The 20,400-nt window shown below is 63.7% G+C and carries 18 protein-coding genes; 17 read left to right on the top strand and 1 reads right to left on the bottom strand.

Annotation, left to right across the window (positions count from 1 at the left end; translation table 11 throughout):
* The first annotated feature begins 74 nt into the window (after positions 1-74).
* From infB to ACSW29_RS24205, 9 genes are all read left to right on the top strand, one after another.
* Entirely contained in the window at positions 75-3,038 is a 2,964-nt protein-coding gene (gene infB, locus ACSW29_RS24245) for a translation initiation factor IF-2 (protein WP_448278504.1), read from the top strand.
* 113 nt (positions 3,039-3,151) lie between these two features.
* The gene (locus tag ACSW29_RS24240) at positions 3,152-3,442 is read left to right on the top strand and encodes a DUF503 domain-containing protein (protein ID WP_003942205.1); all 291 of its coding nucleotides are present in this window, start codon (positions 3,152-3,154) and stop codon (positions 3,440-3,442) included.
* A gap of 311 nt (positions 3,443-3,753) precedes the next feature.
* Complete coding sequence (gene rbfA / locus ACSW29_RS24235) at positions 3,754-4,233, top strand: 30S ribosome-binding factor RbfA (RefSeq protein ID WP_003942248.1); 480 nt, start codon at positions 3,754-3,756, stop codon at positions 4,231-4,233.
* 12 nt (positions 4,234-4,245) lie between these two features.
* A complete protein-coding gene (locus tag ACSW29_RS24230) occupies positions 4,246-5,238 on the top strand; it encodes a DHH family phosphoesterase (protein WP_347872221.1) in 993 nt (330 codons plus the stop codon).
* Positions 5,239-5,248: 10 nt separating this feature from the next.
* Entirely contained in the window at positions 5,249-6,652 is a 1,404-nt protein-coding gene (locus ACSW29_RS24225) for an MATE family efflux transporter (protein WP_448278503.1), read from the top strand.
* Positions 6,637-7,560 (top strand): metallophosphoesterase family protein, encoded by a 924-nt coding sequence (locus ACSW29_RS24220; RefSeq protein ID WP_317827802.1) that lies wholly within the window; start codon positions 6,637-6,639, stop codon positions 7,558-7,560. The genes ACSW29_RS24225 and ACSW29_RS24220 overlap by 16 nt, the downstream gene beginning before the upstream one ends.
* Positions 7,561-7,573: 13 nt before the next feature.
* Positions 7,574-8,233, top strand: coding sequence for a 4'-phosphopantetheinyl transferase family protein (locus ACSW29_RS24215; protein ID WP_230813038.1), 660 nt, complete (start codon positions 7,574-7,576; stop codon positions 8,231-8,233).
* A gap of 24 nt (positions 8,234-8,257) precedes the next feature.
* Entirely contained in the window at positions 8,258-9,178 is a 921-nt protein-coding gene (gene truB, locus ACSW29_RS24210) for a tRNA pseudouridine(55) synthase TruB (protein ID WP_230813039.1), read from the top strand.
* Positions 9,175-9,651, top strand: coding sequence for a GNAT family N-acetyltransferase (locus ACSW29_RS24205; protein WP_448278502.1), 477 nt, complete (start codon positions 9,175-9,177; stop codon positions 9,649-9,651). Before truB ends, ACSW29_RS24205 begins: the two co-directional genes overlap by 4 nt.
* A gap of 4 nt (positions 9,652-9,655) precedes the next feature.
* Here ACSW29_RS24205 and ACSW29_RS24200 read toward each other — a convergent pair whose 3' ends face one another.
* A complete protein-coding gene (locus tag ACSW29_RS24200) occupies positions 9,656-10,402 on the bottom strand; it encodes a metal-dependent transcriptional regulator (protein WP_269590693.1) in 747 nt (248 codons plus the stop codon).
* A gap of 117 nt (positions 10,403-10,519) precedes the next feature.
* On the opposite strand from ACSW29_RS24200, the gene ACSW29_RS24195 reads away from it, so the two are divergent.
* The 8 genes from ACSW29_RS24195 (at position 10,520) to hypB (ending at position 20,362) form a co-directional block, all read left to right on the top strand.
* Positions 10,520-11,500 carry a bifunctional riboflavin kinase/FAD synthetase gene (locus ACSW29_RS24195; protein WP_230813041.1) on the top strand — a complete coding sequence of 327 codons (981 nt, stop codon included), beginning with the start codon at positions 10,520-10,522 and terminating at the stop codon, positions 11,498-11,500.
* A 161-nt stretch (positions 11,501-11,661) separates the two neighbouring features.
* On the top strand, positions 11,662-11,931 hold the full coding sequence (rpsO, locus tag ACSW29_RS24190; RefSeq protein ID WP_003942254.1) for a 30S ribosomal protein S15: 270 nt from the start codon (positions 11,662-11,664) through the stop codon (positions 11,929-11,931).
* Between the two features lie 438 nt (positions 11,932-12,369).
* Entirely contained in the window at positions 12,370-14,640 is a 2,271-nt protein-coding gene (locus ACSW29_RS24185; RefSeq protein ID WP_230813042.1) for a polyribonucleotide nucleotidyltransferase, read from the top strand.
* Positions 14,641-14,766: 126 nt separating this feature from the next.
* On the top strand, positions 14,767-16,128 hold the full coding sequence (locus ACSW29_RS24180) for a M16 family metallopeptidase (protein WP_317827800.1): 1,362 nt from the start codon (positions 14,767-14,769) through the stop codon (positions 16,126-16,128).
* A 29-nt stretch (positions 16,129-16,157) separates the two neighbouring features.
* Positions 16,158-17,264: an alcohol dehydrogenase catalytic domain-containing protein gene (locus ACSW29_RS24175; protein WP_347870854.1), complete on the top strand. Its 1,107-nt coding sequence runs from the start codon at positions 16,158-16,160 to the stop codon at positions 17,262-17,264.
* Between the two features lie 112 nt (positions 17,265-17,376).
* On the top strand, positions 17,377-19,071 hold the full coding sequence (locus ACSW29_RS24170) for a cutinase family protein (protein WP_448278501.1): 1,695 nt from the start codon (positions 17,377-17,379) through the stop codon (positions 19,069-19,071).
* Positions 19,072-19,232: 161 nt separating this feature from the next.
* On the top strand, positions 19,233-19,562 hold the full coding sequence (gene hypA / locus ACSW29_RS24165; protein ID WP_230813230.1) for a hydrogenase maturation nickel metallochaperone HypA: 330 nt from the start codon (positions 19,233-19,235) through the stop codon (positions 19,560-19,562).
* Positions 19,563-19,564: 2 nt separating this feature from the next.
* Positions 19,565-20,362 (top strand): hydrogenase nickel incorporation protein HypB, encoded by a 798-nt coding sequence (gene hypB, locus ACSW29_RS24160; protein ID WP_448278500.1) that lies wholly within the window; start codon positions 19,565-19,567, stop codon positions 20,360-20,362.
* The last annotated feature ends 38 nt before the right edge of the window (positions 20,363-20,400 follow it).

Genomic DNA, 20,400 nt, shown 5'->3' with positions numbered 1-20,400 from the left:
GGCGATAACCCGAGGTCGTGCGGGACCCACATCTGTGGGATGCCTCCTGCTCGACCTCATCAGTGAGGAGAGCAGTGGCAGGCAAGGCCCGCGTGCACGAGTTGGCTAAAGAACTCGGTGTCACCAGCAAGGAACTACTCGCAACGCTCAAAGAGCAAGGCGAGTTCGTGAAGTCTGCGTCATCCACAGTGGAGGCGCCCGTCGCCCGTCGTCTGCGGGAGTCATTCCCGTCGGCAGGCGGAGCAGAAACCAAGACCGAGACCGGCGCATCCGCTCCGGCCCGCCCCGCGGCAAAGCCCGGTGCGCCGTCGCCGTCAGCTGCAAAGCCCGGCGCCCCGCGTCCCGGCCCCAAGCCGGCCGCACCCGCACCGGCCGCACCCGCATCGGCCGCTCCCGCAGCACCGGCACCGGCAGCCCCCTCGGCTCCCGCAGCCGCTGCTCCGGCAGCACCGTCCGCGCCGTCCGCGCCGGTCCCCACCCCGACGTTCAACGCTCCGAAACCAGCACAGCCGGCACGCCCGGCTCCGGCTGCTCCCGCAGCGTCGGCACCGGCAGCCCCCGCGGCTCCGGCCGCACCGTCCACCGGCGCAAAGCCCGGCGGACCGCGTCCGGGACCGAAGGCACCTCGCGTCGGTAACAACCCGTACTCCTCCGCTCCCGCCGAGCGTCCGGCACCTCGTCCGGCTCCCGGCGCGCCGCGCCCGGGTGCGGGTCAGGGCGGTTCGCGTCCGGCTCCGGGTCAGGGCGGTCCCCGTCCGGCTCCCGGCCAGGGTGGACCTCGTCCGGCTCCGGGTCAGGGCGGTCCCCGTCCGGCTCCCGGCCAGGGTGGACCTCGTCCGGCTGCAGGTCAGGGCGGACCCCGTCCGAGCCCCGGCTCCATGCCTCCTCGCCCGAACCCGGGTGCAATGCCTGCTCGTTCCGCTCGTCCCGCGCCCGGTGGCGGCGGACGTCCGGGTCGTCCCGGTGGCGCTCCCGGTGGTCGTCCGGGTGGCGGCGGTGGATACCGCGGTGGCGGCGCTCCCGGCGCCGGTGCCGGTGCAGGTGCTCCCGGTGGAGCAGCTCCGGCCGGTGGATTCCGCGGTCGTCCCGGCGGCGGTGGCCGTCCCGGCCAGCGCGGCGCAGCGGCAGGTGCATTCGGTCGTCCCGGCGGAGCAGTTCGCCGTGGACGTAAGTCGAAGCGGGCGAAGCGCGCCGAGTACGAAAGCATGCAGGCTCCCGCAGTCGGCGGCGTCAGGCTGCCACGCGGCAACGGCGAGACCATCCGTCTCGCTCGCGGCGCATCGCTGTCGGACTTCGCGGACAAGATCGATGCGAACCCCGCAGCACTCGTGCAGGCGTTGTTCAACCTCGGTGAGATGGTCACGGCAACTCAGTCGGTCAACGACGAGACGTTGGAGCTGCTCGGCGGCGAAATGAACTACGTCGTGCAGGTCGTCAGCCCGGAGGACGAGGATCGCGAGCTGCTCGACAGCTTCGACCTCACCTACGGCGAGGACGCCGGCGGAGAAGAGGACCTCGAGTCCCGTCCGCCTGTGGTCACCGTCATGGGCCACGTCGACCACGGTAAGACCCGTCTGCTCGACGTGATCCGTAAGGCGAATGTCCGTGAGGGTGAAGCCGGCGGCATCACGCAGCACATCGGTGCCTACCAGGTGCTGACCGAGCTCGAGGGCAACGAGCGTCTCGTGACGTTCATCGACACCCCGGGTCACGAGGCCTTCACGGCCATGCGTGCTCGTGGTGCCAAGGCCACCGACCTCGCGATCCTTGTTGTCGCAGCCGACGACGGTGTCATGCCGCAGACGGTGGAAGCGATCAACCACGCCCAGGCGGCCGACGTGCCGATCGTGGTCGCGGTGAACAAGATCGACAAGGAAGGCGCGAACCCGGACAAGATCCGGCAGCAGCTCACCGAGTACGGACTGGTGGCCGAGGAATACGGCGGAGACACCATGTTCGTCGACATCTCGGCGAAGCAGGGCCTCAACATCGACGCACTGCTCGAAGCAGTGCTGTTGACGGCCGACGCGTCCCTGGATCTGCGCGCCAACCCGGACATGGACGCTCAGGGTGTTGCCATCGAGGCGCACCTCGACCGTGGCCGCGGCCCCGTCGCTACCGTGCTCATCCAGCGCGGAACGCTGCGGGTCGGCGACTCGATCGTTGCCGGCGACGCTTACGGCCGCGTCCGCCGCATGGTGGACGAACACGGTCAGGACGTACACGAGGCACTGCCTTCACGTCCGGTCCAGGTCATCGGCTTCACGTCGGTCCCCGGTGCAGGCGACAACCTGCTCGTGGTCGACGAGGACCGTATCGCTCGCCAGATCGCAGACCGTCGCAACGCACGTAAGCGCAACGCGCTTGCAGCGAAGAGTCGTAAGCGCATCAGCCTCGACGATCTCGATGCAGCTCTGAAGGAACATTCACAGCTGAACTTGATCCTCAAGGGTGACAACTCGGGAACCGTGGAGGCCCTCGAAGAGGCTCTCCTCGGAATTCCGATCGACGACGAGGTGCAGTTGCGCGTCATCGACCGCGGTGTCGGTGGCATCACGGAGACCAACGTCAACCTGGCTGCTGCGTCCAACGCGATCATCATCGGCTTCAACGTCCGCGCCGAAGGCAAGGCAACGGAGCTGGCGAACCGCGAGGGCGTCGACATTCGCTACTACTCGGTGATCTACCAGGCCATCGACGAGGTCGAGAAGGCACTCAAGGGTCTGCTCAAGCCGGTGTACGAAGAGGTCGAGCTGGGCAAGGCAGAGATCCGCGCCATGTTCCGTTCGTCCAAGATCGGCAACATTGCCGGTTGCTTGGTCACGTCGGGCAGCATCCGTCGCAACGCCAAGGCACGTCTCATCCGCGACAGCAAGGTCGTCGCCGAGACAGTCACCATCTCCTCGCTCAAGCGGGAGAAGGAAGACGCAACCGAGGTTCGCGAAGGCTACGAATGTGGTTTGACCGTCACCTATTCCGATATCAAGATCGGTGACGTTCTCGAGTGCTACGAGCTTCGCGAGAAGCCGCGCGACTGATTATGTCGACACGGGCGTTGGGGCGGACGCACGTGAGTACTAGCTGACATGGACTCTCCCGGACTTGAACATTCAAGGCCGGGAGGGTCCATTCGGCTCTGTCTAGGGGGAAAATGTTTGTAGGGGCACTGGAGTTCGACATCCTTTTCGGGGATGTCCACTCACTCAAGGAAAAGCGTTCGATGCTGTCGCCGATCCTGACGGAACTCCGTCGATTCGGCGTGAGTGCAGCGGAGGCGGGGGAGCAGGGACGCCTGCGTCGTGCGCTCGTGGGCGTCGGGGTGGTCAGCTCGTCCGTCGATCACCTGCACGATGTTCTCGATCATTGTGAACGGGCAGTGGCCGAGCGTCCCGAGATTCAGTTGCTGGCAGTGAGAAGGCGAATCTTCGGCCCGGAAGACTGAGCGTCACCGATCGGTGTCAGTGAGCCACGCTTCCAGACGGCGTACCGAATCGAGTTCGTCGGAAAGGGATTCGGTGGCTTCGGGACTAACTGTGACGGTGTTTGTGCTCACGCTCGACGCTCCCGGTTGCCGTGGAGATCGACGACGGCCCTGCCAGCGGTGTGAATGTGCTCGAGGACCTCTGCGTATGGTGATTTGGTTGCCGGGTAGCCGATGGACGAGACTGTTGTCGGTAATAATTCTTGTTAACCAGAACTTTGATCGATCGAGTCACCTCGATTCGAGTGGCCAGGTAGAGGAGACTGACAGTCATGGTAGATCCAGCCCGGGCACGCAAGTTGGCAAAGCGTATCGGAACCATCGTCGCGACGGCGATCGATCACGAGATCAAGGATCCGCGACTCGCATTCGTGACCATCACCGACACCAAGGTCACCAACGATCTGCACGACGCGACGGTGTACTACACGGTCATGGGTGAGAAGGTCGATTCTGCGCCCGACGTGGAAGCCGCGGCTGCAGGTCTCGAGAAGGCCAAGGGCGTTCTGCGCTCGAAGGTTGGTGCCGGAACCGGAGTGCGATTCACGCCGACTCTGACGTTTGTCGCCGATACCGTTCCCGACACCGCGCGTCATATGGAAGAGCTGCTGGCCCGTGCCAAGGCCGCCGACGACGAGGTCGCCAAGGCGCGTGAGAACGCTCAGCCCGCCGGAGATGCAGATCCGTACAAGGAGCCGCGAGTGGCTTCGGACGAAGACGAGGCGTCGCCAGATGTTCGTGAAGCCGACTGACGCGCACCAAGAATGACGATCACCGCACTTTCGGACGTCGACCCCTGCGAGGCGAAGTTCGCTCAGGTGGCCGAGGTTCTCGAAGCAGCACACACGGTGACAATTCTCTGCCATGTGCAGCCGGATGCGGACACGATCGGCAGCGGACTTGCACTCGGCCTCGTTCTCGAGCGTCGGGGAGTTTCGGTTCAGGTGGCGTTCAGCCGGCCGTCGGCGCTGCCCGAGTCGATGCGTGATTTCCCCGGTGTCCACCTGCTCGTGGCTCCCATCGATGTTCGGGAAAACGTCGATGTTTTGGTGACCGTGGACGTCGGGAGCGAGGGGCGGCTCGGTGAGTTGGCGAGTCGACTCGCCGGCGCGAATCGCACGATCGTTCTCGATCACCATCGTTCCAATTCCGAATTCGGAACCATCAACGTCGTCGACGAAACCGCGGCTTCGACGACGGCGCTCATCGCGCGATTCTTCGATTCGTGGGGAGTCGCGATCGATCGCGATATCGCGCACTGTCTCTATGCCGGGCTGGTCACCGACACCGGCTCCTTCCGCTGGGGTGGACCGACCCCGCACGTGCTCGCGGCGCGTTTGCTGGCGACCGGCATCGACGGCGACGCGATTGCGCGAAAGCTGCTCGACACCCATCCGTTCGGGTGGTTGCCGATGCTGGCTTCGGTACTCGGGTCCGCGGTGCTGGTCCCGGAAGCCGCGGGTGGGCGTGGGCTGGTGTACGCGGTGATCCGACGCAGTGACATCGGCGATCTTCGTTCCGAGGAGATCGAGAGCGTCGTCGATATCGTGCGAACCACTTCGGAAGCCGAAGTTGCCGCGGTACTCAAAGAGTCGGTTTCCGGAAGCTGGTCGATCTCGTTGCGTGCAAAGTCGGCGATCGACGTGTCGGCGGTGGCCGAAAGTCTTGGTGGCGGCGGGCATCGGCTGTCGGCCGGATATACGTCGGCCAGTTCCAGCGACGAGATTGTTGTCGCGCTCGTCGCGGCACTCGGCTGAATCCGCGGCATTGAGCGAAACCGACGCCACCTCGGCGGGATCTTCAGCAGCTGATTTCGACGTCACTGGACGACGAATCTTTTCCCTCGCGTTTCCGGCACTCGGGGTGCTGGCGGCCGAACCCCTCTATCTGTTGTTCGACATCGCCGTGGTCGGTCGACTCGGGGCGCTTCCGCTGGCCGGGTTGGCGGTCGGTGGTCTGATCCTGTCATTGGTGAGTACGCAGCTGACCTTCTTGTCATACGGCACGACGGCACGCGCGGCACGGCTGCACGGAGCGGGCCGCGAGCGCGACGCGGTGGGCGAGGGCGTTCAGGCGACCTGGCTGGCGGCAGCGATCGGCTTGGCCTTGGTCGTGATCGTGCAGGTGATCGCCGGCCCGCTGACTTCGGCGGTGGCCGGGACTCCCGACATCGCCGCGGCTGCGGAAAGTTGGCTTCGGGTAGCGGTATTGGGTGTTCCACTCATCCTGGTAGCCCTGGCCGGCAACGGCTGGATGCGCGGGGTTCAGAACACGGTGCGACCGCTTCGGTTCGTCCTTGTCGGCCTGGGTATTTCGGCGGTCTTGTGCCCGATTCTCGTGCACGGTTTGCTCGGTGCTCCGCGTATGGAACTCGAAGGGTCGGCTGTCGCGAATCTGGTTGGCCAGACCGTTTCAGGTGTCCTGTTCGCTTGGGCGCTCTTTCGTGAACCGGTTTCCGCCCGACCGCATTTTGCGATCATGCGGGCGCAGATGCTGATGGGCCGTGACCTGATTCTGCGCAGCCTCGCATTCCAAGCGTGTTTCGTCTCTGCGGCTGCAGTGGCGTCGAGGTTCGGTGCTGCCGTCGTGGGTGCACACCAAGTTGTCCTCCAACTGTGGAACCTGGTTTCGCTCCTTCTCGATTCCTTGGCCATCGCCGCTCAGACGCTCATCGGAGCGGCGCTCGGCGGCGGATTCGCAGCCGCGGCGAAGAAGATGACCTGGCGGATCACCGCATGGTCGACGGTATTTGCCGTGTTGCTCGCGATCCTCTTCGCCGCCGGACACTCCGTGATCCCCGGACTCTTCACGTCTGACGCCGAGGTGCTCGGTCAGATGTCGATCGCGTGGTGGTTCTTCGTCGCGATCATGCCGGTAGCGGGAATCGTGTTTGCACTCGACGGTGTTCTACTCGGTGCCGGCGACGTGGTGTTTCTGCGCAACGCGACCATGCTCTGCGCAGTTCTCGGGTTTCTGCCCGCGATCTGGCTCTCTCTCGCCTACGACTGGGGGCTGGCCGGAATTTGGGCAGGGCTTACCGTGTTCGTAGTACTTCGGATGGTCGCAGTGTCGTGGCGAGCGTTTTCCGGCAAGTGGGCAGTGACAGGTCCGGCGACGGCGAGGCGCGGAAGTTCAACTGAGGAAGCAGAGGGATCGTGGCAGCAAAGTTGATGGCGGTGAGCGACATTCATGTCGGTCACAACGGCAACAAGCCGATGACGGAAGAACTGTTTCCGGATTCGCCTGACGACTGGCTCATCCTCGCCGGTGACGTCTCGGAGAAGACGGACGACATCCGGTGGGCGTTGAAGCTCCTTCGCAGCCGATTCGCAAAGGTCATCTGGATTCCGGGCAACCACGAGCTGTGGACGACCGCCAAGGATCCGGTTCAGATTCACGGAGCGCCGCGGTACGAATACCTGGTCAACATGTGCCGCGAACTCGACGTCATCACGCCCGAGGACCCGTTCCCGGTCTGGGAGGGAGACGAGGGGCCGGTCACGGTCGTCCCGATGTTCCTTCTCTACGACTACTCGTTCCTGCCCGCAGGTGCGCGGGACAAGGAACACGGGCTCGAGATCGCGCGGGACAAGAACGTCGTCGCCACCGACGAGTTCCTACTCTCGCCGCAGCCCTATGCAACGCGCGATGCGTGGTGCCGGGCGAGAATCGAATACACCCAGGCACGGCTGGACGCGCTCCCCGAAGGCACAAAAACCGTTCTCGTGAACCATTTCCCGATGGTCCGGCAGCCGACGGACGTGCTCATGTATCCGGAGTTCGCACTGTGGTGCGGAACCACTGCGACGGCCGACTGGCATGTGAAGTACAACGCGGTGTGCTCGGTGTACGGACACCTGCACATTCCCCGAACCACGTACTACGACGGCGTCCGCTTCGAGGAAGTCTCACTCGGATACCCACGTGAATGGCGTCGGCGCGGTCTGCCGGAGAAGCTGTTGCGTCAGATTCTTCCCGTGCCGGAGTACCCGCCGGGAACGCTCAACAAGTGGGGTGGCCACTTCAAGGTCACGCCCGAGCAGGAAGCCGAAGTCGAGCGCATGCGCGCCGGACGCTGAGAGGTATCGCTACGTGATCGAACAGATTCTTCCCGGTGGAGTCGCGACGGCCGAGGCCTTCGTCGATCCGCCCGGTCTGGTACCGCATCCCAGCGAGGAGGCGTTGATCGGCCGCGCCGTCGAGAAGCGTCGTCGCGAGTTCGTGACTACTCGGCACCTTGCGCGTCAGGCGATGGGCAAGCTCGGTGTTCCGTCTGCTGCCGTCATGCGCGGCGAGCGTGGTGCCCCGCTGTGGCCGCAAGGAGTGGTCGGGAGCCTCGCCCATTGCGACGGCTACCGCGGCGCTGTCCTCGCGTACTCCATGCAGGTCCGCTCACTCGGGATCGACGCCGAACCGCACGGCCCGCTGCCGGACGGGGTTTTGCCCGCGGTCAGCATCGAGGCGGAACGCACGTGGCTGGGTGCCCAGGAGACCGACGGTCCGGTGCATTGGGATCGAGTGCTTTTCTGCGCGAAGGAAGCCACGTACAAAGCATGGTTTCCGCTTACCGGGCGTTGGCTGGGGTTCGAGGACGCCCACATCACGTTCGAGGCGGAGTCGGACACTTCCGGAACTTTCACTTCACGTCTGCTCGTCCCCGGTGAGGCGACGTCCGGTCCGCCGCTCACCTCTTTCGGCGGCAGGTGGTTAGTGTCGGACGGGCTCATCCTGACGGCAATTTCGGTGCAGTGAGCGCGACTGGCAGAATCGGCACACGTGTCAGCTCGTGAAAAGCCTTCCTCCGGTCTTGTCGGCGCCGGAATCCTGATCGTCGACAAAGAGGCGGGTATCACCAGCCACGACGTGGTCGCTCGATGCCGCAAATTGTTGAACACCCGCAAGGTGGGACATGCCGGGACGCTTGATCCCATGGCGACCGGCGTCCTTGTTCTCGGGGTGGAGCGTGCGACCAAGTTGCTCGGCCTCCTGGCGCTGACCACCAAGGCGTATTCGGCGACCATTCGCCTCGGCGCAGCGACGGACACGGACGACGCCGAGGGTGAGGTCCTGACTTCCGCAGATGCTTCGCAGGTGACGGACGCGGAGATCGGCGCGATCGTGGCCACGCTGACCGGAGACATCAAGCAGATCCCGGCGAGCGTGAGTGCTATCAAGGTCGACGGTCAGCGCGCACACGCATTGGTGCGAGCCGGAGAAACCGTCGAACTCTCGCCCCGCCCGGTAACGGTCTCGACTTTCGAGGTTCTGGCTCGGCGAGATGTCCCGGGAGGGTTTGTCGATCTGGATGTCGACGTGGAGTGCTCGTCCGGTACGTACATCCGCTCGCTCGCACGGGATCTCGGTCGTGAGTTGGGCGTCGGCGGTCATTTGACGGCACTGCGCCGCACCCGCGTCGGGCCGTTCACTCTCGAACATGCGCGCACGCTCGAAGATCTCGCAGAACAGCCGGATGTGAGCCTCGACATCGATCAGGCCGCGCAGACGGCCTTTCCACATCGGCAGATCACGGCGGAGGAAGCCGAGGCGATCAGTCAGGGTCGTTGGCTCGAGCCGATCGGGATGAAGGGGATCTGTGCGGCCATCGATCCCACGGGTCACACGATCGCGCTCTTGCAGGAGAAGGGTCGACGCGCCAGTTCGGTAATGGTTGTGCGGCCGGCGACGCTGCGCGGATGATCGTTCGCGAGCGTGTCGAAAGCGACCTCGACGGTTGCGTCGATGCGCTGGCGCAGGTTCACGAGCGCGACGGTTATCCGGACACATGGCCGAAGATTCCACGACGTTGGCTCAGTTCGCCAACTCTGGTGAAGGCGTGGGTCGGTGAGAGTCACGGCCGTGTTGTCGGCCATGTCGCCCTCGACAGCTCGCTCGGAGGTGCGCCCACTGCTGCGGGCACGATAGCCGTGTCGCGACTATTCGTTCATCCCGGTTCACGCGGAAACGGCCTCAGTGGTGCACTACTTGACGCCGTGACGGATTTTGCCGTCGACCGTCGGTTGGGACTGGTGCTCGACGTCGTCGACGACGCTCTGCCGGCGATCGTGCTGTACGAGCGTCGAGGTTGGGTGTACGTCGACGAGAGGCTCGCCGACTGGACGCGGACTGACGGCGTCCGGCCGGTGGAACGTCGATACCGGCTGCCGCTCTGAGCGGTTAGACGAGCCAAATTGCTTGAGCGACTGGGCTTCCCAGGTCGATGGTATTCGGGCTGTCGCCGAGTCGCACGGACACGGTACCGGCGAAATCGCGGCGCTCCTCGACAGTGATCTCGACATCGAGACTGACGCCGACGGAATCGAAGTACCGGAGCATTTCGGGATCGGAATCGGAGATCCGGGCAACGCGGCCCCGTTCGCCGTTGGCGAAGTCGCTGAGCTGGCGGGCCGGGGGAGTCGGTACCGAACCATCGGTGGCGGGAATGGGGTCACCGTGTGGGTCGCGTTCGGGGAAGCCGAGTTTGGCGTCCATCCGGGAGATCATCAAATCGGAAACGGCATGTTCGAGGACTTCGGCTTCGTCGTGGACTTCGTCCCACCCGTACCCGAGTTCCTGAACCAGGTAGGTCTCGATCAACCGGTGGCGCCGGACCATGGACACAGCAGCGGCGCGGCCGCTGTCCGTCAAGGCGATGGAACCGTAGCGGGCGTGATCGACCAGGCCCTGGTCCGAGAGTTTGCGGATGGCCTCTGACACGGTCGAGGCCGAGACGCTCATCTTCTCGGACAGGAGCTTGGTGGAAACCCGTTCGTGGGACCACTCCTGGATCGTCCAGATGACCTTGAGGTAGTCCTGAGCCACCGACGAGAGCGCGAGCGTGTCGATTGCCGCGTCGTGCGCCGAAGTGTTGTCGCTGTCCGACGCCGATGATGCTTCCGGGGTTCCGGTCTTGTGAGCTGCCACAACGCTTAGCTTAGGCTACGAAATCCGGAACTTCCGTACGTGAGCGGCAGCACAGCGGTGATTCGCTGAGCGGGTCCGAACGTGACCCGCCGCTAGTGGACCCGTAGGCTGCCAATCGTGCTGAGATGGCGTGGTCTCGACGAAGTTCCGGCCGATTGGGGTCGTTGTGTGCTCACTATCGGTGTGTTCGACGGTGTGCATCGTGGGCATGCCCAATTGATAGCGAGAGCGGTTACCGCTGCCCGCAAACGTGGTGTTCCGAGCGTGTTGATGACGTTCGACCCGCATCCCATGGAGGTTGTGCGGCCGGGTAGTCATCCAGCCCAGTTGACGACGCTGCAACGGCGTGCGGAATTGGCTCAGGATCTGGGCATCGACGTCTTCTGCGTGATGCCGTTCACCGCTGATTTCATGAAGCTGACGCCCGAGCGCTATGTCCACGAAATTCTCGTCGAACGCTTGCATGTCGCCGAGGTGGTGGTGGGCGACAACTTCACCTTCGGCAAGAAGGCGCTCGGAAACGTTGATCTTCTGCGTGAGATGGGCGCTCGTTTCGGCTTTGCCGTCGACGGCGTCCAGCTGCTCGCCGAGCACGCGGTGACCTTCTCGTCCACCTACATCCGCTCCTGCGTCGACGCGGGCGACATGGAAGCGGCTACCGAAGCTCTCGGGCGTCCGCATCGTGTCGAAGGTGTAGTCGTGCACGGTGACAAGCGTGGACGCGAGTTGGGATTCCCGACGGCCAACGTTGCACCGCCGATGTTTTCGGCCATTCCGGCCGACGGTGTGTACGCAGCGTGGTTCACGGTGCTCGGCGCCGGTGAGGAACTCGGAACTGTCGTTCCCGGTCGTCGATATCAAGCCGCAGTGTCTGTAGGGACCAATCCGACCTTCTCCGGCCGGACCCGAACCGTCGAGGCGTACGTACTCGACACCGAAGCCGACCTGTACGGGCAACATGTCGCGGTCGACCTGGTTTCGCGGATTCGCGGGATGGAGAAGTTCGACTCGATCGAGTCGCTCGTCACGGCGATGAACCGGGACGTCGACCGTGCTCGCGAAATCTTGAGTGAGGACGCAGAGCGCAGCGTGGGTTGAGCGCAGAGCGCAGCGTTAGTGGCGGCGGCCACATTCGCTGTAGGCGTGCGAATGCGCCGCATTACTGCTGGTAGGATCTTCTCTCGGTGCGTGCTGCGGTTTGCGGTGGCCGCGCCCGATCTAGTTCCTTTCACGCAAACGTCATTACAGGAGTGAATCAAGTGGCATTGACCACGGAAGAAAAGAAGGTCGTTCTCGGCGAGTACGGCTTGCACGAGACCGACACGGGATCGCCCGAAGCTCAGGTGGCAATGCTCACCAAGCGCATCACCGATCTCACCGAGCACCTCAAGACCCACAAGCATGACCACCACTCGCGTCGTGGACTGCTCTTGATGGTCGGTCGCCGTCGTCGTCTGCTGAAGTACGTGGCAAAGACTGACGTCGCTCGCTACCGCACGCTCATCGAGCGTCTCGGCCTGCGTCGCTAGATTTTTCCTACGACGCTGATCGAAAGCAATACGGCACGCTTCGGTTTGCCGAACACTCCGTCAGCCGGCGAAGCCACGCATATACTGGGCTTCGCTGGCTTTCGGCGTTAGCTGCCGCAAGGCAGTTTCCGCTGTCGGCGCACATGCACAGTTGTCTATGCGCAGTTGTGCAGTGCGCAGTCAGCACACCGTATGCACCAGAGAACGTGGTGTCGGTTGTCGGTAGTGGTTCTCCGGACCGGGCAAGTGCCCGAAAGCTCCGGCGGACTTCGATCGACGGCCGCCCGAACGTCGTGACGTCCCGAAGCAGAAATCGCTCGCATAGCAGGAGCGTCTGCAATTCAAGAGGGGGACGTCCCTCGGTGCGCAGTTTCCACCAGGAGGGTGGACACGCCCGCGCGGGTACGGCGAAGACGAGAGGGAAGTGAAGAGAAAAGAATGACAGACAATTCCGTAGTAGAGGTCGACGAAGGCGTGTTCGAATCCACCGCCGTGATCGACAACGGGTCTTTCGGTACCCGCACCATCCGTTTCGAGACCGGACGCCTTGCTCAGCAGGCCGCCGGCGCCGTCGTCGCTTACCTGGACGACGAGACCATGCTGCTGTCCGCCACGAGCGCCAGCAAGCACCCCAAGGAGCACTTCGACTTCTTCCCCCTGACGGTGGACGTCGAAGAGCGCATGTACGCAGCGGGCCGCATCCCCGGTTCGTTCTTCCGTCGTGAGGGACGCCCTTCCACCGACGCGATCCTGACCTGCCGCCTCATCGACCGGCCGCTGCGCCCGTCGTTCGTCGACGGTCTCCGTAACGAGATCCAGGTCGTCGTCACGGTCATGAGCCTCAACCCTCAGGATCTGTACGACGTCGTGGCTATCAACGCCGCTTCCGCGTCGACGCAGATCGCGGGCCTGCCGTTCTCCGGACCCGTCGGTGGCGTGCGTGTTGCACTCATCGTCTCCGAGGACAACAAGGCCGGCCAGTGGGTTGCATTCCCGACGGTCGATCAGCTCGAGAACGCCGTCTTCGACATGGTCGTCGCCGGCCGCGTCGTGTCCGGCAGCGGTGACAACGCCGACGTCGCGATCATGATGGTCGAGGCCGAGGCCACCGACAACGTCATCGCGAAGATCGCCGACGGCGCTCAGGCACCGACCGAGGCCATCGTCGCCGAAGGCCTCGAGGCCGCCAAGCCGTTCATCGCACGCCTGTGCGCTGCACAGGCAGCACTGGCATCCAAGGCTGCAAAGCCCACGGGTGACTACCCGGTCTTCCCGGCGTACCAGGACGACGTATTTGCTGCCGTCGAGGCCGCTGCATCCGAAAAGCTCAATGCCGCACTGACAATCGCCGGCAAGCAGGAACGCGACGACAAGACCGACGAGGTCAAGGTCGAGGTTCTCGAGCAGGTTGCACCGAACTTCGAAGGCCGCGAGAAGGAACTGGGAGCAGCGTTCCGCTCGCTCACCAAGAAGCTGGTTCGCCAGCGCATCCTGCGCGATCAGTTCCGCATCGACGGTCGCGGCGTCACGGACATCCGTTCGCTGTCTGCCGAGGTTGCGATCATCCCGCGCGCACACGGCTCCGCACTGTTCGAGCGCGGCGAGACCCAGATCCTGGGTGTCACCACTCTCGACATGGTCAAGATGGCGCAGCAGGTCGACTCGCTCGGTCCCGAGACCAGCAAGCGCTACATGCACCATTACAACTTCCCGCCGTACTCCACCGGTGAGACGGGCCGCGTCGGTTCGCCGAAGCGTCGCGAAATCGGTCACGGTGCACTCGCCGAGCGCGCTCTCATGCCGGTTCTGCCCAGCGTCGAAGAGTTCCCGTACGCAATTCGCCAGGTCTCCGAGGCTCTGAGCTCCAACGGCTCCACCTCGATGGGCTCGGTGTGTGCTTCCACGCTCGCACTGCTCAACGCCGGTGTGCCGCTGCGTGCTCCGGTTGCCGGTATCGCCATGGGTCTGGTTTCCGACCAGGTCGACGGTGAAACCCGTTACGTGGCTCTGACCGACATCCTCGGCGCCGAAGATGCCTTCGGTGACATGGACTTCAAGGTCGCAGGCACCAAGGACTTCGTCACGGCTCTGCAGCTCGATACGAAGCTCGACGGCATCCCGTCCAAGGTTCTCGCCGGCGCGCTGTCGCAGGCGAAGGACGCCCGGACCACGATCCTCGAGGTCATGGCCGAGGCCATCGACACCCCGGACGAGATGAGCCCGTTCGCTCCCCGCGTGACGGCCATCAAGGTCCCCGTCGACAAGATCGGTGAGGTCATCGGCCCCAAGGGCAAGATGATCAACTCCATCACCGAGCAGACCGGTGCCAGCATCTCCATCGAGGACGACGGCACCGTGTTCGTCGGCGCCACCGATGGACCGTCTGCACAGGCCGCGATCGACATGATCAACGCCATTGCCAACCCGCAGCTCCCCAAGGTCGGCGAGCGGTTCCTGGGCACGGTCGTCAAGACCACTGCCTTCGGTGCCTTCGTTTCGCTCCTGCCGGGACGCGACGGACTGGTGCACATCTCGAAGCTGGGCAGCGGTAAGCGCATTGCCAAGGTCGAAGACGTGGTCAACGTCGGATCCAAGATCCGCGTCGAGATCGCCGACATCGATGCTCGCGGCAAGATCTCGCTGATCCCGGTCGAAGAGGGCAACGACGAGGCTGCCGCTCCGGCCGCCGACGAGGCTGCTTCCGAGTAGATCTCACTTCGTACTCTGATGCGGCCCCGCGCGGATTTCCGTGCGGGGCCGCATCTGTACTGTCTGTAGACACGAGCCTGTAGATACCTGATTCACCACTTGTACCGAGGACTGCTGAACCTTTTCATGGCAAAGACCACTCCCAACACCACGCGCAGCCGCAGCGCTGTGCTGAAATCGCCGATCGATGCGAAGTCTCCTGAATCGGGAGTGCAGCGCACGGTCCTTCCCGGCGGGCTGCGCGTCGTCACCGAATTCATCCCCGGTGTGCGTTCGGCCTCCGTCGGCGTGTGGGTCGGAGTCGGCTCCCGCGACGAGCAGCCGAGTGTGGCCGGTGCCGCGCATTTTCTCGAGCACCTGCTGTTCAAGTCGACGCCGTCACGGACTGCGTTGGACATCGCGCAGGTCATGGATGGTGTGGGCGGCGAACTCAATGCGTTCACGTCGAAGGAACACACCTGTTTCTACGCGCACGTGATCGACGACGACCTGCCGATGGCGGTGGACCTTGTCGCCGACGTCGTGCTGCGCGGGCGTTGCAGAACCGCGGACGTCGACGTCGAGCGGCAAGTAGTGCTCGAAGAGATCGCAATGCGTGACGACGATCCGGAAGACTTGCTCGGCGACGCGTTCCTGACCGCGTTGTTCGGCGATCATCCTGTCGGCCGCCCGATCATCGGTAGCGTCGAATCGATCGAGTCGATGTCGCGCAATCAGTTGCATTCCTTCCATGTTCGGCGTTACACACCGCAGCGGATGGTGCTGGCCGTGGCGGGAAACGTCGACCACAAGCAGGTTGTGACGCTCGCTCGCCGTGCATTTGCCGGACATCTCGAGCGCGGGGTCAAGCCGGCGCCGCGGCGCGAAGGCACTCTGCGTTTGCGAACGATGCCTGAACTGAGCTTGACCCACCGCGACAGCGAGCAGGTCCACCTTGCGCTCGGGGTACGCGCGTTCGGCCGGCACGAGGGCCATCGCTGGGCGCTGTCGGTGCTCAACGCCGCAGTGGGCGGTGGGCTGAGTTCTCGTCTGTTCCAAGAGATTCGGGAGAAGCGCGGGCTTGCGTACTCCGTCTACTCCGGCGTCGACACCTTCGCGGACACCGGAGCGTTCTCCGTGTATGCAGGTTGCCAGCCGGAGAACCTCGGGGAGGTTGCCACAGTGATCCGCGAGGTACTCGCGAACGTGGCGACGGACGGAATCACCGATGCCGAGATCGCCCGCGCCAAGGGATCGCTGCGCGGCGGATTGGTTCTGGCACTGGAAGATTCAGGCTCACGCATGAACCGTATCGGTCGCAGTGAACTGAACTACGGCAACCATCGCAGTGTTGCGCAGACGCTCGCGACCATTGACGCAGTCACCTCCGAAGAGGTGCTCGAGGTGGCGCAGGTACTTTTGACGAGGCCGTTTGCAGCCGCCGTCGTCGGCCCGTACAAGCGGGTTCGTGATCTCCCCGCGTCGGTACGCGGGATCGTGGGCAAGTAGTTCGAACAAATCGAAATCGGGGTGTGCAGTTGAAGATCCGTGGTGCAGTGCTCGAAGAGATCGGCCGGGAGCGTCCCTTTGCGGAATCGACCCCGATTTCGATTTCGGAGCTTGATCTCGAATCCCCGGGCCCCGGCGAGATCCTGGTCAAGATCGAAGCTGCCGGGCTTTGTCACTCCGACCTCTCCGTGGTCGACGGGAATCGCGTACGCCCAGTGCCGATGTTGTTGGGCCATGAGGCGGCAGGTCGAATCATCGAACTCGGCGACGGAGTTGATTCGTTGTCGGTGGGCACCCGCGTCGTGATGACTTTTCTTCCGCGGTGCGGTGAATGCGCGGGATGCGGCACTGACGGCCGGATGCCTTGCACGGTGGGCAGCGCCGCCAACAACGACGGCAGTCTGCTCGGCGGCGCGCAGCGGCTCAGGCGTTCCGGTGAGGACGTCAAGCATCACCTCGGCGTTTCGGGTTTCGCGACGCATGCAGTGGTCAACGCCAAGTCGGTGGTTGCTGTCGACGACGACATCCCGGCGGAGATCGCAGCCGTCCTCGGGTGCGCTGTGTTGACCGGCGGGGGAGCGCTGCTCAATGCGGCCAGGCCTCGCCCGGCCGACACGGTAATGGTGGTCGGCTTGGGCGGAGTCGGGATGGCCGCAATTCTGACGGCCCGCGCACTCGGGGTCGAGAACGTCATCGGCGTCGACGCGCTGGAGTCGAAGTTGGCCCAGGCCCTGGAATTGGGCGCGACCGAGGTCTTCACACCGTCCGGGTTGACCGAGAGCGGTGTCCGCGCAGACATCGTCGTCGAGGCTGCCGGAAATGCTCGGGCATTCGAGACCGCGGTGGCTGCGACGGCAGCGGGTGGCACGACCGTCACGGTCGGGTTGCCGGCGCCTGACGCGCGCTCGTCGATCTCACCTCTCGGGCTGGTCGCCGAAGCGCGGACCATCATCGGCAGCTACCTCGGATCCGCAGTCCCGGCTCGCGACATCCCGATCTACGCGCAGTTGTGGCGGGACGGGAAGCTACCGGTCGAGAAGCTGATCTCCTCGCGCATCGAATTGGCCGACATCAATTCCGGTATGGACGAACTTGCGGACGGAAAAGCAATCCGACAGGTCATAGTTTTCGACTGAAAATCGTTACCTCCTGTAACGCTTCTTTCGTACTGGACGACTACTCGAATGACGTTGCGTGACGCCCCGGGGGTCGGTCGTACGTTTTCCAAAAGCTGATTGGGGAGAAGATATGCCGGTTCGTGGGTTCTTTTCGCGACATCGAATACTGGCGGGTGCACTAGCGCCCGCAGCGCTCGGCGTGGCCGCGTTGGTGGCGGTCGCAGTTGCCGTGGATTCTCCGGAGTCACGCACGATCGAGACACAATTGACGTCTTCGGTCACCGAGTGCCACGACATGGTGAGCATCGCGGTTGCAGGTCGACACGACACACCGGACGCTTCGACGGTGAAGATGTTGCTGGGAGCCGACGGGAAGCCCCTTCCGGCCGCCCTGTCCGGTGACTACAAGAGTGAACGCGTCGACCAGGTGATCAACCCGGCAGGCTCCGTCAACGCGAACAAACCCGGCTCTTACGCGGCTGTGTACATCGCGTACCCGGCCAACATGGCGTCCTACGAGGACGCCGTCGCTGCCGGCGCTGCAAACACGCAGTCCGTGATGAGTGCCATCGCCAAGGAATGCCCGAAGACTCAGTTCTCGATCGTCGGGTACAGCGAAGGCGCCGATGTGGTGCGTCGCGTGGCGAAGGACATCGGTACGCAGGAGAACAACGAGTTCGGGGTCGACCCGGACAAGGTTGTCGCTGTGGTCATGCTGGCGGATGCAGGCCGTGAAGCCGGCGACGGAACGTTCCTCGGTGCCAAGAATCCGTTCACGAACCCGAACAACTTCGATACGAAGTACCAGGACGGCACCTCCGCGACACCCGGCGAAGGTGTTCTCCCCGACACTGCTGGAGGTTTCGGCAAGCTGAACGGCAAGGTCGCGTCCTTCTGCTCGGACGGTGACTTCACCTGCTCGGCTCCCAGCAACATCTCCCTGTTGATCTTGGCGGCAAATGTCGGTCGGCAATTGAACATCGACCAGCTCGAATCGCAGGGTTTGAACCCGGCCACCGGTCAGGACGTCGCGGTGGTATTCGGCCAGGTCGTCTTCGAGGCGTTCGCAGACATTTCGTCCAATCCCAACTGGATGCAGAGTGACGAGACGTTCCTTCAGGTGATGCTCAAGGTGTCGGATCCGGGGTACAAGCCCGGTAAAACACCCGCGCCGGCACCGGTAGCCGATGGCGAGACGGTGTCTACCGACAAGGTGTCTCCGCTGGCATATCTGCCGCAGAAGCTCTTCAAGGAGATCGTCGGTCTCATCGCTACCAACCAGAACACGATTCCCGTGATCCTGAGCGACCCCTACCAGCAGACACTCGCTCCGGATGTCGGACACCACTTCGATTACTGGCGTGATGCGGATGCGGCCAACGGCAAACCGTTGACTTCAGCTCAGTACGCAGCAGCCTGGCTCACCTACCTCGCTCAACAGGCGAAGGAGGGAAAGCCCGTCGACGCTACGGCGAAGCCGACCCCCGAACAGATCACCGCCGCCGTCGATGCATACATGGCTGACGGCAATGCGGAAGGCGATGCCGCGGTGGCTGAAGGCGCCGGAACCGGTCAGGCACCGGCCGGGACCACTGGCTCCACGGGATCTGCTGGAGCGCCCGCAACCACGTCACAGGTGCCTGCGGCAGGATCGGCGTCGGTCACATCGGGAGCGGTCGCCACTCCGACAGGTTCGGCGGCAGTGACGCCGACGTCGACCGTTCCGACCACACCGCTAGCGGCCACGGATGCGACGACGGTGCCCCCGACAACAACAGCGACGTCGACGACCACGACGGCGAAGGTGCCGGTTCCGAACCCGTAATCCTTCTCGCCGGCGTTCGTCACACGAATAACGCTGAAAACAGGCTGCGATCCGCAACTAGTTGCGGATCGCAGCCTGTTTTCATGTACGGGTTACGTACAGCGACCGTTGGTGCTTATCGTGGAAGGGAGGTTCCCGGATCACGAATCGTGGGTTTCACCGTGCACGAGTTGTCTATTGCGCAGAGTGTGGTCGAAGCGGTGTGTGAGCGTGCCGGCGAGCGACGGGTATCGAGCGTGCGGCTTGAAGTAGGGCAACTCTGCGCGGTGGTTCCACACTCTCTGTTGTTTTGCTTCGACGTCGTCACTGCGGGTACTCACGCCGAAGGTGCCAGCTTGCACATCGATCAAATTGCAACCAGCGCGCGATGCAAAAGCTGCGGCGTGACGTTCTCGCCGCCAGACATGTTCTTGCTGTGTACATGCGGCAGTGCTGATGTCGAGGTGCTTGCCGGCCGAGAGTTGCGGATCCTGTCGATGGAAGTGAGCTGAGCATGTGCGCGACGTGTGGGTGTGGGGACACCACAGGACCTCGGGTGTCGGTAGTCGCTGACGGAGAACACGAGCAGGAACACGGTCATGGGCACGGTCACGGGCATGACCATGAGCACGGCCACGCCGACCACACTGTGATTCTCGAGCAGCAGGTACTTGCCAAGAATGACGGCATCGCACTTCACAATCGTGAGTGGATGCGGGCGCACGGAATCACGGCGCTCAACATCATGAGTTCGCCCGGCGCGGGGAAGACGACGTTGCTGGCGCGAACGATCCGGGAACTCGAACGGCAACGACCTGTCGCAGTGATCGAAGGTGACCAGGAAACCCGGCTCGATGCCGAACGGATTCGCGAGACCGGTGCGTCGGTGGTCCAGGTGAACACCGGGGCCGGATGTCACCTCGACGCGGAGATGATCGACCGCGCACTACGCGCCCTGGATCCCGCAGACAAGTCGCTGCTTCTGATCGAAAACGTCGGAAACCTGGTGTGCCCCGCACTCTTCGACCTGGGAGAGGAAGGCAAGGTTGTCCTAATTTCGACGCCGGAGGGGGATGACAAGCCGAAAAAGTACCCGCACATCTTTGCCGTCGCGGACCTGGTGGTTATCAACAAGATCGACTTGCTCCCATACGTCGAGTTCGACGTCGAGGCCTGTGTCGCGCAGGCGAAAATCCTCAATCCGGCTGTGCGCGTGGTTGTTTTGTCTGCTACGACAGGTGAGGGCATGGACGAGTGGTATGAGTGGATCGGTAGTCGTTCGGCGATTTCTCCGCTGGCCGTTGACAACTGAACTGCTCCGGTAGTTAATGAAATGAGTGGGTGCCACGC

The organism is Rhodococcus sp. GB-02, assembly GCF_053470465.1.
Note: the sequence above shows the minus strand (reverse complement) of the source record. Positions and strands in the feature narration are given on the sequence as shown.

Excerpts from the sequence above, each read along its gene's own strand:
- ACSW29_RS24240 (WP_003942205.1), top strand. The coding sequence starts at position 3,152 with ATGTTTGTAGGGGCACTGGAGTTCGACATCCTTTTCGGGGATGTCCAC.
- rbfA (WP_003942248.1), top strand. The coding sequence starts at position 3,754 with ATGGTAGATCCAGCCCGGGCACGCAAGTTGGCAAAGCGTATCGGAACC.
- ACSW29_RS24230 (WP_347872221.1), top strand. The coding sequence starts at position 4,246 with ATGACGATCACCGCACTTTCGGACGTCGACCCCTGCGAGGCGAAGTTC.
- ACSW29_RS24205 (WP_448278502.1), top strand. The coding sequence starts at position 9,175 with ATGATCGTTCGCGAGCGTGTCGAAAGCGACCTCGACGGTTGCGTCGAT.
- ACSW29_RS24185 (WP_230813042.1), top strand. The coding sequence starts at position 12,370 with ATGACAGACAATTCCGTAGTAGAGGTCGACGAAGGCGTGTTCGAATCC.
- ACSW29_RS24180 (WP_317827800.1), top strand. The coding sequence starts at position 14,767 with ATGGCAAAGACCACTCCCAACACCACGCGCAGCCGCAGCGCTGTGCTG.
- ACSW29_RS24170 (WP_448278501.1), top strand. The coding sequence starts at position 17,377 with ATGCCGGTTCGTGGGTTCTTTTCGCGACATCGAATACTGGCGGGTGCA.
- hypB (WP_448278500.1), top strand. The coding sequence starts at position 19,565 with ATGTGCGCGACGTGTGGGTGTGGGGACACCACAGGACCTCGGGTGTCG.